At 47.4% G+C, this 17,120-nt stretch carries 14 protein-coding genes; 12 read left to right on the top strand and 2 right to left on the bottom strand.

Annotation, left to right across the window (positions count from 1 at the left end):
• Positions 1-178 precede the first annotated feature (178 nt).
• From nlpI to deoD, 10 genes are all read left to right on the top strand, one after another.
• The gene (gene nlpI / locus B5P39_RS06350) at positions 179-1,081 is read left to right on the top strand and encodes a lipoprotein NlpI (RefSeq protein ID WP_088210872.1); all 903 of its coding nucleotides are present in this window, start codon (positions 179-181) and stop codon (positions 1,079-1,081) included.
• A 99-nt stretch (positions 1,082-1,180) separates the two neighbouring features.
• On the top strand, positions 1,181-2,761 hold the full coding sequence (gene prfC, locus B5P39_RS06345; protein ID WP_011716148.1) for a peptide chain release factor 3: 1,581 nt from the start codon (positions 1,181-1,183) through the stop codon (positions 2,759-2,761).
• 71 nt (positions 2,762-2,832) lie between these two features.
• Positions 2,833-3,012, top strand: coding sequence for a hypothetical protein (locus B5P39_RS06340; RefSeq protein ID WP_088210871.1), 180 nt, complete (start codon positions 2,833-2,835; stop codon positions 3,010-3,012).
• A gap of 10 nt (positions 3,013-3,022) precedes the next feature.
• Positions 3,023-3,787 carry a TatD family hydrolase gene (locus B5P39_RS06335; protein ID WP_176399883.1) on the top strand — a complete coding sequence of 255 codons (765 nt, stop codon included), beginning with the start codon at positions 3,023-3,025 and terminating at the stop codon, positions 3,785-3,787.
• A gap of 176 nt (positions 3,788-3,963) precedes the next feature.
• Positions 3,964-5,223, top strand: coding sequence for a NupC/NupG family nucleoside CNT transporter (locus B5P39_RS06330; protein WP_011716150.1), 1,260 nt, complete (start codon positions 3,964-3,966; stop codon positions 5,221-5,223).
• Positions 5,224-5,572: 349 nt separating this feature from the next.
• Entirely contained in the window at positions 5,573-6,442 is an 870-nt protein-coding gene (locus B5P39_RS06325) for a nucleoside-specific channel-forming Tsx family protein (RefSeq protein WP_088210869.1), read from the top strand.
• Between the two features lie 413 nt (positions 6,443-6,855).
• Positions 6,856-7,626 (top strand): deoxyribose-phosphate aldolase, encoded by a 771-nt coding sequence (gene deoC, locus B5P39_RS06320; RefSeq protein ID WP_011716152.1) that lies wholly within the window; start codon positions 6,856-6,858, stop codon positions 7,624-7,626.
• Positions 7,627-7,810: 184 nt separating this feature from the next.
• Positions 7,811-9,142 (top strand): thymidine phosphorylase, encoded by a 1,332-nt coding sequence (deoA, locus tag B5P39_RS06315; protein WP_055647281.1) that lies wholly within the window; start codon positions 7,811-7,813, stop codon positions 9,140-9,142.
• Between the two features lie 9 nt (positions 9,143-9,151).
• Entirely contained in the window at positions 9,152-10,366 is a 1,215-nt protein-coding gene (locus B5P39_RS06310; RefSeq protein WP_055647280.1) for a phosphopentomutase, read from the top strand.
• A 91-nt stretch (positions 10,367-10,457) separates the two neighbouring features.
• Entirely contained in the window at positions 10,458-11,168 is a 711-nt protein-coding gene (gene deoD / locus B5P39_RS06305) for a purine-nucleoside phosphorylase (RefSeq protein WP_011621831.1), read from the top strand.
• 167 nt (positions 11,169-11,335) lie between these two features.
• Here deoD and B5P39_RS06300 read toward each other — a convergent pair whose 3' ends face one another.
• A complete protein-coding gene (locus B5P39_RS06300) occupies positions 11,336-12,526 on the bottom strand; it encodes an AhpA/YtjB family protein (RefSeq protein WP_088210868.1) in 1,191 nt (396 codons plus the stop codon).
• 79 nt (positions 12,527-12,605) lie between these two features.
• On the opposite strand from B5P39_RS06300, the gene serB reads away from it, so the two are divergent.
• Together serB and B5P39_RS06290 are read left to right on the top strand one after the other, a co-directional pair.
• Entirely contained in the window at positions 12,606-13,598 is a 993-nt protein-coding gene (gene serB / locus B5P39_RS06295; RefSeq protein ID WP_088210867.1) for a phosphoserine phosphatase SerB, read from the top strand.
• 82 nt (positions 13,599-13,680) lie between these two features.
• Positions 13,681-14,682 (top strand): alpha/beta fold hydrolase, encoded by a 1,002-nt coding sequence (locus B5P39_RS06290; protein WP_088210866.1) that lies wholly within the window; start codon positions 13,681-13,683, stop codon positions 14,680-14,682.
• Between the two features lie 16 nt (positions 14,683-14,698).
• On the opposite strand, the gene B5P39_RS06285 is transcribed toward B5P39_RS06290, so the two are convergent.
• Positions 14,699-17,071 (bottom strand): PilZ domain-containing protein, encoded by a 2,373-nt coding sequence (locus B5P39_RS06285; RefSeq protein WP_088210865.1) that lies wholly within the window; start codon positions 17,069-17,071, stop codon positions 14,699-14,701.
• Positions 17,072-17,120 lie beyond the last annotated feature (49 nt).

Genomic DNA, 17,120 nt, shown 5'->3' with positions numbered 1-17,120 from the left:
CATTATCGGCGTCAGTTTCGACATGACGTGACCAAAAGGAGATCAATTGATCTCCTTTTTGTTTGTTTAGGTTTAATAAAATTGCGTTTAATGCTATTCCTCAATAGCAGTCCTGAAGTGGGATTGCTATCATGAACATTCTTCTGCGTTAGTTGGGAACCTAAAAAGGTAGAAATGGATGAGTCTTAAAATTAGAACCGCTGTTGTTGCTGTGCTGGCGGGTGCCAGCTTGATGTTGGCTGGATGTGCGACCACTAAGTCTCCCTTAGACAACCAAAATGACGTTGAAGGTAAGTTAGTCATCGCCCCCGTGATGCCTGACTATAAAGTCGAAGTCACCCTTGCCAAGCTGAATGAGATTTTATCGGCGGTAGAGCTAACCAACGAGCAGCGTGCACGTTTTCATTATGATCGCGGCGTGATTTACGACAGTGTCGGTTTACGCTTAATGGCGCGCATCGATTTTATGCAGGCACTTAAACTGCAACCCGATTTAGCCGATGCCTATAATTTCCTTGGTATTTATTACACCCAAGAGGGTGAATACGATAGCGCCTATGAGGCGTTTGATGGTGTATTAGAGCTGTCGCCAAACTATGATTATGCCTACTTAAATCGCGGTATCGCGCTTTATTATGGCGATCGCAACGATCTCGCCTTAAAAGATATGCAGGCGTTTTATGCCGGCGATAATAAAGATGGTTACCGCGCCCTGTGGTTATACCTTATCCAGTCAAAGGATAATGCCGAAGAGGCCAAACGTCAGTTACTGGAGCACCGCAAGGGGCTGGAAGCCGATGCCTGGTCAACCGTGATTGTTGATTATTATCTTGGTGTTAAGAGTCGTGATCATGTTTTTGCCGATGCCAAGTTAGGCCTGACCCATCCGAAAGAATATGCTGAGCGTTTATGTGAAGCGTATTTCTACCTCGCCAAAATCGAAATCGCCAAGAATCAGTACCAAGAGGCGGCGAATTATTTCCGTCTGGCCCTTGCGACCAATATTTATGACTTTGTTGAGCACAGATACGCGCGAATTGAGCTAGCAAAAGTTAAAGGTTTGCTCGAAGGCACAAAATAAGCCATATCGCCCGAGACACATCTTGGGCTTTACCTAGCCAAGTACGCACTGAGGCGCTATAATTTGCGCCTTTTTTAGCGATACGAGTGCATAGGTTAAATGTCAGACAATAAAGTAGAGGTCGATAAACGTCGCACCTTCGCGATTATATCGCACCCCGACGCGGGTAAAACTACCATTACCGAAAAAGTGCTGTTATTCGGAAACGCGCTGCAGAAAGCGGGTACCGTTAAAGGCAAAAAATCGGGTCAGCACGCTAAGTCTGACTGGATGGAAATGGAAAAAGACCGTGGTATTTCGATTACTACGTCTGTCATGCAGTTCCCCTATGGCGGTGCACTCGTTAACCTACTCGACACTCCCGGCCACGAAGACTTCTCGGAAGATACTTACCGCACCTTGACGGCGGTTGACTCTTGCCTGATGGTTATCGACTCGGCCAAGGGTGTTGAAGACCGTACCATCAAATTGATGGAAGTGACGCGTCTGCGCGATACACCTATCGTCACCTTTATGAACAAACTCGACCGCGATATTCGCGATCCTATCGAATTGATGGATGAGGTTGAGGATGTACTCAATATCGCCTGTGCGCCTATCACTTGGCCGATTGGTAGCGGTAAAGAGTTTAAGGGTGTTTACCATATTCTGCGTGATGAAGTGGTGCTGTACCAGAGCGGTATGGGGCACACGATTCAAGAGCGCCGCGTGATTGAAGGCATCGATAACCCTGAGCTGGATAAAGCGATTGGTAGTTATGCTGCTGATTTACGTGATGAAATGGAACTGGTTCGCGGGGCATCCAACGAATTTGATCACCAAGCCTTCTTGAAGGGCGAGCTTACGCCAGTCTTCTTTGGTACCGCTTTGGGTAACTTCGGTGTTGACCATATCCTCGATGGTATTGTGGAGTGGGCACCAAAGCCGCTACCCCGTGAAAGCGATGCGCGGATGATCATGCCTGATGAAGAAAAGTTCACCGGTTTTGTGTTTAAAATCCAAGCCAACATGGATCCAAAACACCGTGACCGTGTCGCCTTTATGCGTGTTTGCTCGGGTCGCTATGAGCAAGGCATGAAGATGCACCACGTGCGTATCGGAAAAGATGTTAACGTCAGTGATGCCTTGACCTTTATGGCGGGCGACCGTGAGCGCGCCGAAGTGGCATATCCTGGTGATATTATTGGTTTACATAACCACGGGACCATTCGTATCGGTGATACTTTCACCCAAGGTGAAAAGTTCCGCTTTACCGGTGTACCAAACTTTGCACCTGAAATGTTCCGCCGTATTCGTCTGCGCGATCCGCTCAAGCAAAAACAATTGCTTAAGGGCTTAGTGCAGTTGTCTGAAGAAGGCGCTGTGCAGGTGTTTCGTCCATTAGACTCGAACGATTTAATCGTTGGTGCTGTGGGTGTGCTGCAGTTTGAAGTGGTTGTTGGCCGCTTAAAGAGCGAGTACAACGTTGAAGCGATTTACGAAGGTATTAGCGTTTCAACCGCACGCTGGGTTTATTGTAAAGATGAGCGTAAGCTAGAAGAGTTCCGCCGCAAATGTAGCCAAAACTTGGCGCTAGATGGTGGCGATAACTTAACTTATATTGCGCCAACTATGGTTAACTTAAATCTTTCGATGGAAAGATACCCTGATATCGAGTTCGCTAAAACACGCGAACACTAACAGGTCAGTGACTCTAGGGTAAAAGGCGGTGATTCACCGCCTTTTTTGTATCTACAATTTGGGGATGACACATGATTCATTGGATAACTCAGGCGTGGCGTGCCTATATTCGTTGGTGTGACAAGATGGGGCTGACGCCTGAAAATCGCCGCTGTTGTATGCCTCGATTGGAGGACCCGCCATTAGCCCGCAATAATCCGAATTGCCAAGAAAAGGCTGCTGCATCCCATGGAGAGACAAAATCGGAGTAACGGATTGATGATGTTAGATACCCATGCGCACCTCGATTTCGCAGAGTTTGATAGTGACCGTGAACAGGTTGTGCTGCGTATGCGACAAGCGGGCATCGATAATCTGATCATCCCGGGTGTTTCCCCTCTGCATTGGGCAAAACAATTGGTAATTGCTGAGCAATATCAGTGTTATTTTGCCTTAGGGATCCACCCTTGGTTTTGCCCCGAAGATGTTGATAAGGCAATCTCTGAATTAACATTTCACGTTTCTCAGTTACGAGAATGTCCCCGTTTTGTTGCCATTGGTGAATGCGGTTTAGACAAACTTTATGCTGATAATTGGAGCAAACAGTTAGCTTTTTTCGATGCGCAGCTAACACTTGCCCATGAGTTGAACTTGCCCGTTATCGTCCATGCGGTCAAAGCTCACCAAGAGGTATTGTTCCATTTAAAGCGTCATAAACTTCCAAGAGGTGGCGTAATCCACGCCTTTTCTGGTAGCCCCGATATCGCCCTTGAATACACTAAGCTAGGTTTTAAACTCGGCATTGGCGGTTTAATTATGAATCCCAATGCGAAAAAACTGCTTAAAACCGTCAGTGAACTGCCGCTAGAAAGCTTCCTACTTGAGACTGATTCTCCTGCCATGACCCCGTTAAATGTTACAGAAAAACGGAACCAACCCGCTAACGCTGTACTTTTTATAGACAAAATTGCAACTTTGCAAAAAAAATCTAGTGTTCTAATATCAGAACACTTGGTGTCGAATGCAATGCAACTGTTTGACCTTTAGTTGTTTTTGGTTAAACAGGTGTAGGTCGCAATAGCATTTTGCTCTAAGCGGTTGAAATTAAACTCCAAAATTTTGATCAAAACGACGATTTTCGACTTTCTCTCGGGTATAATCTGACTCGGAAATAGGTTGATTAACAACATAATTAAAAAGTGTTAACAATAGGGTGATGGTTAATGAATATATTGATGAGCTTAGTAGGGGTGGTCGTCCTACTTGCGATAGGTTTCCTCCTATCGAATAACAAAAAAGCAATTAACTTGCGTACTGTGGGTGGTGCATTAGCCATCCAGGCCGCCTTCGGTGGTTTTGTACTGTACGTTCCTGTCGGTAAAGATATCCTGAAAAGTGTGTCTGACGCGGTTTCTAGCGTTATCGGTTACGCACAAAACGGTATCGGCTTCCTGTTCGGTGATTTAGCTAACTTCAAACTTGGCTTTATCTTCGCGGTAAACGTGTTGCCAGTTATCGTGTTCTTCTCTTCTCTGATCGCCGTTCTGTACTACTTAGGCATCATGCAGTGGATCATCCGTATCATCGGTGGTGGTCTGCAAAAAGCATTAGGCACAAGCCGTACTGAATCTATGTCTGCGACTGCTAACATCTTCGTTGGTCAAACCGAAGCGCCGTTAGTGGTTCGTCCATTCATTCCAACTATGACTCAATCAGAACTGTTTGCGATCATGGTGGGTGGTTTAGCTTCTATCGCAGGTTCAGTACTGGCTGGTTACGCGCAAATGGGCGTGCCTATTGAGTACTTAGTTGCTGCGTCATTCATGGCGGCACCAGGTGGTCTATTAATGGCTAAACTGATGCACCCAGAGACTGAAGTTGCTAAAAACGATATGGATGAATTACCAGAAGATCCTGATAAGCCAGCTAACGTATTAGACGCTGCTGCTGCGGGTGCTTCATCTGGTATGCACTTAGCGTTAAACGTAGGTGCAATGCTGTTAGCCTTCGTTGGTTTGATCGCTATGATCAACGGTATCATCGGTGGTGTAGGCGGTTGGTTTGGTGTTGAAGGTTTAACACTGGAACTGATCCTTGGTTACATCTTCATGCCTTTAGCTTTCTTAATCGGTGTACCTTGGAACGAAGCGCTGGTTGCTGGTTCTTTCATCGGTCAGAAGATCGTTGTTAACGAATTCGTTGCTTACCTGAACTTTGCTCCATACCTAAAAGATATCGCTGATGGCGGTATGATCGTTGCTGACACTGGTTTAGCAATGACTGACAGAACTAAAGCGATTATTTCGTTTGCACTGTGTGGTTTCGCTAACTTGTCTTCTATCGCGATTCTGCTGGGTGGTTTAGGTGCTATGGCTCCTAACCGTCGTCATGATTTAGCTAAGTTAGGTATCCGTGCTGTTATCGCCGGTTCATTAGCTAACTTAATGAGTGCAACAATTGCAGGTCTGTTCTTAGCTATCTAAGCATAGACATGTAGGGGAGATGCTCCCCACTAACTGGGTCCTGACCATGCAGGGCGGGACCTAAGTTAATTCAACCATTTTCCAATAGTGATTCCTGTAGTGAATAGTTTCTCCGATTGTATAGGTCAGATTACAACTAGACTTTAGCTGTGATGCTGTCTTAACAGTCGTGACGTACGGTTAAGTTAATTAGTCGTAAACAATAAGTCGCGACTTTGTTCACAATTAAGAATTTTGTGTTCGTGATTTTACGCCAGATTATTGAGATTTTTTTTAATCGAGGTAGAATGCGAGCGCCACAAAAAGAACGCTACCCTTGACGGTAGCAAACAAAATAATGGGGTTGATGATGAAAAACGTTAAAACTTTAGCTTTAGCTGCTACAGCAGTAGCTGCAATGTCTGGTAACGCATTTGCTGCAGACCGTTCTGACCTTCACGGTTCTGACTACAAGTGGATGCAGTTCAACGCTATGTACTCTATTGGCGAAAAGCCAGAGAACCCAGCATCTGGTGACCAGCACGACTACTTAGAAATGGAATTCGGCGGCCGTTCAGGTATTTTCGATCTGTATGGTTATGTTGACGTATTCAACTTAGCAAACCAATCAAGCAGCAACGGTGACAAGAACCCTGGAAGCGGCAAAAGCAAACTGTTCATGAAGTTTGCTCCACGTGTTTCTATTGATGCATTAACCGGTAAAGATTTATCTTTCGGTCCAATCCAAGAAGTTTACTTCTCTACTCTGTTTAACTGGGATGGTTTAGTTAACGATGGTGATGGCACTGGTGTGAACTCCACATTCTGGGGTATTGGTGCTGACGTAAACGTGCCTTGGTTAGGCAAAACAGGTATGAACCTGTACGGTTACTACGACATGAACGCGAAAGAGTGGAACGGTTACCAATTCTCTGCTAACTGGTTCAAGCCTTTCTACTTCTTCGATAACAAGAGCTTCCTGTCATTCCAAGGTTATATCGATTACCAATTTGGTGCTGATAAGGTAAATGCTTACGATGAGAATGGCGTTTATCAAAATACAACTTTCACTTCCAACGGTGGTAACATTTTCTTCGGTCTATACTGGCACTCAGATCGTTACGCTCTGGGCTATGGCCTGAAAGGCTTCAAAGATGTTTACCTACTTAAAGATGGTGGTACTTTTGGACTAGAATCAACAGGTTGGTCTCACTACCTGTCAGCTACTTACAAGTTCTAATTTCTTGTAAGAGCCGTTGGAGCCGCGATGGCGGCTCCATCTTTTATGTGTCATGAATCTTTATCTAAACCCATTTATAATTTGAGCAGTGCGTTTATATAAAGGTTTGTGTTTTTCTCGCGCTAAAACGGATTTTTCGCGGAAAAGTAGGAACAAGACATTATTCGTATCCTCTCTTCCGGTCTTCAAGGATTCAAGTCGTGATCACTTATAGTTCATTTAAGTGTCAGGATGCGTATGTGTTATGCATAGGCAAGATTGAATACCTAATAAAATGTAATTTGCCCTACACAAATTACTCGGCATCGCCTGAAGGCCCGGCCATATAAAAATAATCAAAATAATGCCAGCTCTGAGCGTTGCGTATAAGCGACTGATTTCTATTTATTTGTTTTTTACTTTGGAGAGCTATTATGACTGATTTAAAAAAAGCAGCACAACGCGCCATCGAACTTATGGATTTAACCACCTTAAACGATGACGATACCGATCAGAAGGTGATCGACCTGTGTCACAAAGCCGTGACGCCAGCGGGTAATACTGCTGCCATCTGTATCTATCCTCGCTTCATTCCTATCGCACGTAAGACCCTCGATGAGCTGGGCGCTGAAGACATTCAAATCGCGACAGTAACTAACTTCCCACACGGTAACGATGATATTGCGATTGCGGTATTAGAAACCCGTGCCGCGGTTGCCTATGGCGCGGATGAAGTCGACGTGGTATTCCCTTACCGCGCGCTGATGGAAGGTAACGAAAGTGTCGGTTACGAGTTAGTCAAAGCCTGTAAAGAAGCCTGTGGCGATGTATTACTGAAAGTGATCATCGAATCGGGTGTATTAGCCGATCCTGCGCTTATCCGCCGCGCCTCTGAACTGTCTATCGATGCGGGTGCTGATTTCATCAAGACTTCTACCGGTAAAGTGCCAGTTAACGCGACCCTTGAAGCGGCTGAAATCATGCTGACTGTGATCAGTGAAAAGAACACCAAAGTGGGCTTTAAGCCTGCTGGCGGCGTACGTGATGCTGCTCAAGCTGCTGAGTTTTTAGGTGTGGCTGAGCGTATTCTCGGTGCTGATTGGGTCTCTCCACGTACCTTTAGATTTGGTGCTTCAAGCTTACTCAACAGCTTGTTACACACATTAGAATTAGCCGATGCGCCTAAGCCGACTCAAGGCTATTAATCGAACATTGCATCTCGATTAATACCAAAATCGTATATCGAAACTAATTAAGTGTGACCTAAATCTAGTTGGAAACATCAAAACTTCGATAGCATGTAATTGTAATATTGCTACAGTTTTGATGTTTCATTGCAAAGCTAAATAACGGATATGTTGTATTAGTATTTAGCTTGGAGGCAGTATCATGTTTCTAGCCCAAGAAATTATACGTAAGAAACGCAATGGTTTAGCCTTGAGTACCGAAGAGATCCAGTTCTTCGTTAAGGGCATAACCACCAATGCAGTGTCGGAAGGTCAGATCGCCGCATTGGGCATGGCTGTGTACTTTAATGACATGAATATGGATGAAAGAATCGCTTTGACCACGGCAATGCGCGATTCTGGCACTGTGCTCAATTGGGACGCGTTAAACCTCAATGGTCCCATCGTCGATAAGCACAGCACAGGTGGTGTCGGTGATGTGATTAGTCTGATGCTCGGTCCCATGGCTGCGGCTTGCGGTGGTTATGTGCCGATGATTTCGGGTCGCGGACTCGGACACACAGGCGGTACGCTCGATAAGTTCGACGCTATTCCCGGTTATCAAACCGAACCTTCGAGTGAATTGTTCCGCAAAGTAGTTAAAGACGTTGGTGTGGCGATTATCGGCCAAACTGGCGACCTGGTTCCCGCCGATAAACGTTTCTACTCCATCCGTGACAATACCGCGACCGTCGAATCCATTTCCCTCATTACCGCCTCTATTCTCTCTAAGAAATTAGCTTGTAGTCTCGATGCATTGGCGATGGACGTCAAAGTCGGTAGCGGCGCATTTATGCCAACCTACGAAGCCTCTGAGGAGCTTGCTCGCAGCATTGCAGCGGTAGCCAATGGCGCAGGCACTAAAACGACGGCCTTACTCACTGACATGAACCAAGTATTAGCCTCATGTGCGGGTAATGCGGTTGAAGTGAAGGAAGCCATCGACTTCTTAACCGGTGCTTACCGTAATCCTCGTCTATATGCTGTGACTATGGGACTTTGCGCCGAGATGTTACTCCTAGGTGGCCTCGCCACCGATGAAGCGGATGCCCGTGCCAAGTTAAACCGCGTATTAGATAACGGCCGCGCTGCCGAGATCTTTGGCAAGATGGTTTCAGGCCTCGGTGGTCCAGTCGATTTTGTCGAAAACTACAGTAAATACTTACCGCAATCGCAAATTATTCGCCCTGTCTTTGCTGATACCCAAGGTTATGCCCACAGCATGGACACCCGTGAACTCGGTTTAGCCGTAGTTACCTTAGGTGGTGGTCGTCGCAAGCCTGGTGATGCACTCGACTACAGTGTCGGTCTGACGCAAGTCTGTGCCCTTGGCGATAAGATTGATGCTTCTACGCCGATTGCCGTTATCCACGCGCAATCCGAAGATGCTTTTGCTCAGGCAGAAGAAGCCGTGAAAAAAGCGATTCGTATTGATGAAGTCGCTCCAGAAAAAACACCTGAGATCTATGCTTATATCCGAGCAGCGGATCTTTAAGGAAGAATTATGAAACGTACAGTTATAATGATGTTGGATTCCTTTGGCGTGGGCGCAGCAGGTGACGCCGCCAAGTTTGGGGATCTAGGTTCTGACACTTTTGGCCATATCGCTAAAGCGTGTGCCGAAGGTAAAGCCGATATCGGCCGTGAAGGTCCGTTAACGCTGCCAAACTTGGCGCGTTTAGGTTTGGCCCATGCCGCGATGGAAAGCACGGGGGCGTTTGCGCCAGGCTTTGCGGACAATGTTGAGCTGATTGGTGCCTATGGCCACGCTCAGGAATTAAGTTCGGGCAAAGATACTCCAAGCGGTCACTGGGAAATGGCGGGTGTGCCCGTATTGTTCGACTGGGGCTATTTCAGCGAGCACCAAAACTCGTTCCCTAAAGAGCTGACAGATAAGATTCTCGCCCGTGCGGGACTCGATGGCTTTTTAGGCAACTGCCATGCTTCTGGTACTACGATTCTGGAAGAATTAGGCGAAGAACATATGCGTTCTGGCAAGCCGATTTTTTACACCTCGGCGGATTCGGTATTCCAGATCGCCTGTCATGAAGGCACATTTGGTTTAGAGAATTTATATCGTCTTTGCGAAATCGCCCGTGAAGAGTTAGAGCCTTACAACATTGGCCGCGTGATTGCGCGTCCATTCGATGGCACTGGCCCAAGCGACTTTGCTCGTACTGGTAACCGTAAGGATTACTCCCTCGAGCCGCCAGCGAAGACAGTGTTAGATAAGTTAAAAGCTGCCGGTGGTGAAGTGGTGAGTGTGGGCAAGATTGCCGATATTTACGCTTACTGTGGCATCACCAAAAAGGTGAAGGCAAACGGTTTAGAAGCGCTATTTGATGCGACGTTAGCCGAAGTGAAATCAGCGGGTGAAAATACTATTGTATTCACTAACTTTGTTGATTTTGACTCCCACTATGGTCACCGCCGTGATGTAGCAGGTTATGCGAAAGGGCTAGAGTATTTCGACTCGCGTTTACCTGAAATGCTCGCGCTGCTGGATGAGGACGATCTGTTAATCCTCACCGCTGACCATGGTTGCGACCCAACATGGCAAGGTACTGACCATACCCGTGAATATGTGCCTGTATTGGCCTATGGCGCAGGGCTGAAAGCCGGTTCACTCGGTCGCCGTAACAGTTTCGCCGATATCGGCCAATCTATCGCAAGCTACTTCAAGCTTGAGCCGATGGAATACGGTGAGTCGTTTATCTAAGTAAACGTGCAAGATCTCAATTTGGCGGTCAACATTGGGCCGCCAGTAAACAAAGACTTAAGTCTTAATAAAATAAACAGGGGTTATTTCGATGGCAACACCACACATTAATGCTGTAGAGGGCGCATTCGCTGAGACAGTTCTGTTTCCAGGCGATCCATTACGTGCAAAATATATTGCTGAAACATTCTTAGAAAATGTTGAGCAAGTGACTGACGTTCGAAACATGCTAGGTTTTACCGGTACTTACAAAGGTAAACGTATTTCTGTTATGGGTTCAGGCATGGGTATTCCTTCATGCTCAATCTATGCAACTGAATTAATTAAAGACTACGGCGTTAAGAACCTGATCCGCGTGGGTACTTGTGGCGCGATCAGCACTGACGTTAAAGTGCGCGACGTGATCATCGGCATGGGTGCTTGTACCGATTCTCAAGTTAACCGTTTACGTTTCAAAGGCCAAGATTTCGCAGCTATCGCGAACTACGAGCTGATGAATGCCGTGATCGAATCTGCCAAAGTGAAAGGCACTAAGATCCGTGTTGGTAACGTTTTCTCTGCCGACTTGTTCTACACTCCTGATCCACAAATGTTTGACGTGATGGAAAAAATGGGCGTGTTAGGCGTAGAAATGGAAGCCGCTGGTTTATACGGTGTTGCCCATGAATTCGGTGCCCGTGCACTGTGTGTGGTAACTGTATCTGACCATATCCGTACTGGCGAAAAAACCACTTCTGATGAGCGTCAAACCACATTCAACGATATGATCGTGATGACATTAGACGCAGCAATTACGCTGTAATCTGTGGCTAATTTCGTTATAAAAAAAGGGTTCGCACTGCGAACCCTTTTTTATTGCCTTGTATCTTCACGTTCAATCGGCTTAGCTGTGTTTCTGAATCTTAGATGGATAATTTTGCAAGGCGGCGCTAAACCCAAGATGCTTCAGTTTGAGCAGATACGCCTCGATTAACCCGTAGAATCGGTATCTAAATCGCTCGGTTGTGCCGGGGCTTTCTCCGCGGTGGATTTGGCCGCATTGGTTTTGACTCGGCGCACCGATTTAACCTTAGGTTTATTCGGCGCTGGCGTTGAGCTTTGCGGCTCAGTTGTTGAAGCTGTCGCTTGGGTCGTCTGTTCCTTGGTATCCGCTTTAGACTGAGACAGAGACGTAGACTCAGATGATGACTTATCCTTAGTATCTTTCTCTGATTTAAGCTCAGGTTTGATCTCTGGTTTAAGCTCTGGCTTCACATCAAGCGCTTTCTCTGATGCTACGAGTTCTGGCGCAAGCACAGCTTTTGTTTCTGCGCTTGTTTTGGTTTTCCTTGCTTTAGGTTCGGCAATGGCTTCATTGCTGTCTTCATTTGGCGCTTTACCTGCTGCTGATTTATCCAAGGGCTGAGTATCGAGGTCTGTTGCTGCTTTGCTTTCTGTTGGCTTTTGCTGAGCCTCAGTGCCACTTGCGATAACAGCATCTTGCTGCGTATCTTGATTATTTGCGGGCGAAGGTTCCTCTGCTGCTTTTATGGCTTTATTTTTCTTAGGGTTTTTACGCAATTTGGCGCGGGTACGACGTCGGTCAAAATCGGCGCGCTTAAAGGACAAGGCACGTGATAACAACATGCCGATAAGGCCGGCAACCAGCAGCATCATTTGCTGCTGTTCCATATTCAGGTTATGCGCCTCTTTGATTTCATTAAAAAATAGTTTGGTATCGAGTCTAACCTCGACATAGCCTAAATTTTTTCCATCTTGGATCACGGGTTCGACATAGGGCGGATATTTGCTTAGGAGCAAACTCATGTCGTCTGATTCGGGATCTAAGGCTTCATTGGTCAGGCTTTGGGCGAAGGCTAAGCGTATACCTTGGTCGCTGAAAATAGCCGCCGACATCACCTTAGGATCTTCGACTAAGGCGCTGGCCAGCCATTGGAGCTGTTCATCGTTTTGCAATTGCAGGGCGGGCGCTGCGCTGTAGGCCGTTTGTTGCACCAGTAATCTGGCCATCTTTTGCGTTTGGGACTTTAGAAGCAGCTGACCTTGTAGTAGGCTTGTCTGCCACAATTGCACTAAGCCGACCATCAAGGTCAAGGCGATGGCGATTTGGAGCAGTCTACTGATTTTATGGCTTTTCTTTAGCCCTTTAAGATATAACACTTTGACCCTTAATAGTTAGAGCGCTTGCCTAATCATAATTGATTCTGAGTAAGCCCGATAGTTGGAGAACACGAGTCCTATGGAAAGCTTGAACCAAAATGCGCTGTTTGTATGGTTAGCTGCTAGCCCTTCACCTCGCTTTGAATATCAGGGGCTCAGTTTCGAGGCTTATCAGGAATCGTCTACGCGGCCATCCCAGAGTGGATTTGCTATGCGTCTGATTTACGAAGATTTAAGCATTGAAGACTCATTAGCGGCTTGGATTGTTTCTCTGGCTAAAAGCCTTAAATTAACTTCGCTCTCCATAGCATCTATTCGCCGTCAAGTAGCGCTGCATTGTGTTGAATTAGCGCTTCCCGTGGAGCCAAGTGCCGAGCTGTTAGCCACTTGTCCATCGAAGGTGGAGTTACACCTTATTTGTGGCCCATTACCTAAACTGAGCGAGCCCGGTTTACTGGTGATGGACATGGATTCTACCGCGATCCAAATTGAATGTATTGATGAACTTGCCGCTATGGCAGGGGTCGGCGAGCTAGTGGCGGCAATCACTGAGCGCGCCATGCAGGGCGAGCTCGATTTCGAGCAGAGTTTGCGCCAAAGGGTCGCCCAGCTTCAGGGTGCCGATGCCAAGATTATTCAAACCTTGTGTGACACTTTGCCACTGATGTCAGGCCTTGAGGCCATGATAACTGAGCTTAAGTCGCACCATTGGCGTTTGGTTGTCGCGTCAGGCGGTTTTACGCCGTTTGTTGGCCACTTAAAACAGCTGTTGAATTTAGACGCGGCCTTTGCCAATGAATTAGTGATTGCGGACGGCAAGCTTGCGGGAACCGTCACGGGGAAAGTCGTCGATGCCCAGTTTAAGGCCGATGTAGTTAACCGTTGTAGCCAAGACTGGCAGATCCCTGCTGGGCAGCGTGTCGCCATCGGTGACGGTGCCAACGATATCCCTATGGTTCAGGCGGCGGACTTTGGGATTGCCTTCCATGCTAAGCCTAAACTTGCGGCAGCGGCTGATGCGCGGATCCGCAGTTTAGATCTGCGGGTATTGCCTTATCTACTGCAGTTTTAATTCATCCTCAACATCCGAGTCGTTAACATTAGAGTAATGACTCTTGTTTTTTGATGTTTAGCTGGTAGTTTAGTGTTCATTAATGGACTACCAGCGACTGACTTTGACTTCCCCAGCATTCCAACATTCGGCCCCAACGCCCGCACAAACTTCCTTCTATATTCCGTACCGAGATGGACAGCTGCATCTGCGCCAGTTATTGCCTACTAATCCGGATTTTTCGAAGCCTCCGATCTTGATGTTACATGGTGCCATGTCCAATGGCCGGGTATTTTACAGCCAAAGTGGCCGAGGCTTAGGATGTTTTCTCGCTCAGGCGGGCTTTGTGGTGTATGTGCTGGATACGGCGGGCAGAGGTTTGAGTCTACCCAAAATTGCGCGTGGCTTTACTCTGGGGCAAGGGGAGGTGATCCGTGAGCAACTGCCATTAGTGCAGCAGCATATTTTGAATATGCATCAACAGCTTTGTCAGGAGCAGGGGAAACCAGCACCATCGCAGCTGCATTGGTGCGCGCATTCTTGGGGCGGCGTCTTGATGGCGAGCGCCTTAGCGCGATATCCCGAATTACAGCAGAGTGTGCGGTCGCTGCTGACCTTTGGCAGTAAACGCACGATTCGAGTGAAGTCCTTTAAAAAATGGTTGATGGTCGATGTGTTTTGGAATCGTCTCGCCCCGAGTTTAGCCGTGGGGCAGGGGTATCTCGCCGCCGATAAGCTGCGTGTCGGTATGGATAACGAGAGCCGCGCATCGTTAACTCAAAGCATAGATTGGGTGCGTGGAGAGTGGCTCGACCATGATGATGGCTTCGATTATGGTAAGGCGGCGAAGGCGGCTAACTGGCCCGTCGCGTGGTTTATTGCCGGGCAAAACGATACTGTGCTCGGGCATCCCGAAGATGTCGCCGATATGATCTCTGAGTGTGGTTTTCGCCAAGTAAAATACACTCTGCTCTCAAAAGCTAACGGCTTTAAACACGATTATGGCCATGCGGATATGCTGACCCATCTGGATGCAATGGGTGACCATTTTCCCATGATCCGCGATTGGTATCTCGGGTTTGAATTGGCAGTGTTAAAAGACTAGGGCGATGCGCCCTCGCTTATTTTTGCAGCGCAGGGTAGCGCAGCTCCACCTCTTGGGTGATATCGAGTAGCTCACCTACACCGATAATCCGCCAGAGTTGTTCCTCGAGTTGTTTCGCCCTGTGGTTGGCGTGGATATTGATGTATTCCAATTCGCGGCGCAGATAACCCATATCCGGTTTCTCGGTCGCACCACGGTAAATCCGCAGCGCCATAAAGCGTCCCGCCAATTTACTTTGGTTGATAAAGGCGATTTTGGCCTGTGCATCCCCAAGCTCGGTGGCGGGAACACATTTTAAATGGAATTGACCGCGGGACTGGCGGGTCAATTGGATAAATACCTCAATAAAATCCATATCCTGCTGCGGCTTCATTTGGCGGATAGGATCGAGAATATCCCGTTTAAAGAATCCATCTTTTAGTAGCGGCGCGAGATTATATTGCAGGGTATCCGAGGAGCCAGCGGCAAAAATATCGCTGATCTCATCATGCTCAGTGCTGACCCCTAAACAGGCGACCTGTGCCGATTTTGTTGTTTTTTCAACAAAGTAGGGGACCGAATGCAGCTCGCGCAACAGAATGTTTTTCAAACCATCGGCCAGCTCTTTTATCTCGCTGTTGTTCTCTGTTAGCTGTTCGAGTTTTTCACGGTTATGGGCGATCAGTTTATTTAAAAACTCCACGCCAACATGGGGCGTATGGCCCATCACTGCGGCTAAATGCAGTGTCACGCCATTTTTACGGGTACGCACTAGGCGGTAGGGTAAATTATCCAGCTGAGTCTTACCGGCAATGGTCTGCAACTTAGGCAAACTGATCATTATTGGCTTGTTGGTCGCAAACTCAGTCGGATTATCCAGAGTCAGCTGCATGCCTCGGCCAGAAATATCTAAGCTTATCCCCGTCGCTTTCAGGGCTCCCTGTGACACATTGACTAAGGTTTTGAAGGCAAAACGCGCTTCCTGTCGACGCTCACTAAATTGCATCGAAACCGGCTTGATTTGGTGTGCCGTTAGGCGCTGTTGGCCAAAGGCTTTGAGCGCATTGGCATTGCTATCGTCCTGCCAGGCCTTGTAGCTAGCCCTTTCATCCTCATTGGTAAGATCTATTAGTTGCAGCATATGGCTGAACTGGGACAATTGCAGCTCCACCAGCGGGCTGTACTTAGCATCATCCCCCGGTAAGGTCGCACGGCGATAACCTTTCGCATGGTAAATCTTATCTGGGATGAGTTTGAAAATACGCCAGCTCGGTTTCGTTGAGGCAAAACCTAAGAATAACGACGTCATGCCCTTGGCTTTTAATTCGGCTAAGGTGGCCGAGTAAAAATACAGTGAGCCTTGGGCGTTGTAGGTAAAGCTAAAAAACAATCCGTAATCGGGATTTTCGGGATGATTGACCAGCGCCGAGAGCCTTGCTGGCGTCAGCATGGCGGGTAACTGGCTGATATCATTCTCATCCTGAAAATAATGCACTATCTGCTGATTGTCGCGGCTCAGCAGCATATGGCTGATGGATTGGGACTGCTGACTGAGAAACAAAGGCAAATGCGGCAGATGCGGTAGGTAATGGCGCTCGAACCCCAGACCAGAGGCCGTCACTAGGACATCATTCACATCCAGTTTATAACGGAGCTTGTAGCCTCGGATTAAGTTGCCCAGCATTTCACCTAGGGCATCCGTGCCACCAATCCGGCGTAAGCGTAACCAAATGAATTCACCATTGGTTTGGCTATCGACAATCTGATAATCGACCCCGAGTTGTAAATCGGGGTAGTAATATTCTTCACTAAGCTCGAGCAGTTTGACCTTGAGGGGCTTGTCGAGGTCGAAGGGATGATTCGCCGCCAAGCGAATACGTGCACCGCCAACCGATAAATCGACGGTGATCCCCGGCATTTCGGTTCGCCCGGGTTGCGACACCGCTATGCGAATACTGTAATTCATCCGCTCTTCTGCGCGGTTGAAATAACTGCCGAGCACCACACCGGGCACCATAAAAGGTTCGGGTTCGACACCATCCGGTTGTTGTGTCACCTGACGCAGTTTTTGTCGCCGCTGTTGATGGGCATTGATGACGTATTCATACACACCTAAGGTGTACTTATTGCGGTATAAAGACATAGCCGCTTGCAGGCTATGCTTAGCGGGCTCATCGAGAAAATGGCGCTGCTGGCCGAGCATGACTTCGGTGCAGGGCAACTCAGACTTATCCCTAAGATCGATAATCCGGGTGCAGGGCGAAGCCAAACGATTCAACTCCATTTTCAACAGAAAACGGGTCGAATTGTTTTCATCGGCAGTCAGCTGCTGAAAAATCTCTTGGAAATTCGGTTCCATTAGTAGCGGCTTGAGCTGTTCTATGAGTGCATTATGGTTATCTAAACTCATGTAGGGTCTTTTCTAATGCTGATTTTATGCCGTGCTGTGTTAGTCTAAT

The sequence above is a fragment of the Shewanella sp. Shew256 genome (genome assembly GCF_002196695.1).
Classification (GTDB): Bacteria; Pseudomonadota; Gammaproteobacteria; order Enterobacterales; family Shewanellaceae; genus Shewanella; species Shewanella mangrovisoli.
The sequence above is the reverse complement of the archived record's forward strand: the minus strand, read 5'-3'. Positions and strand labels throughout refer to the sequence as shown.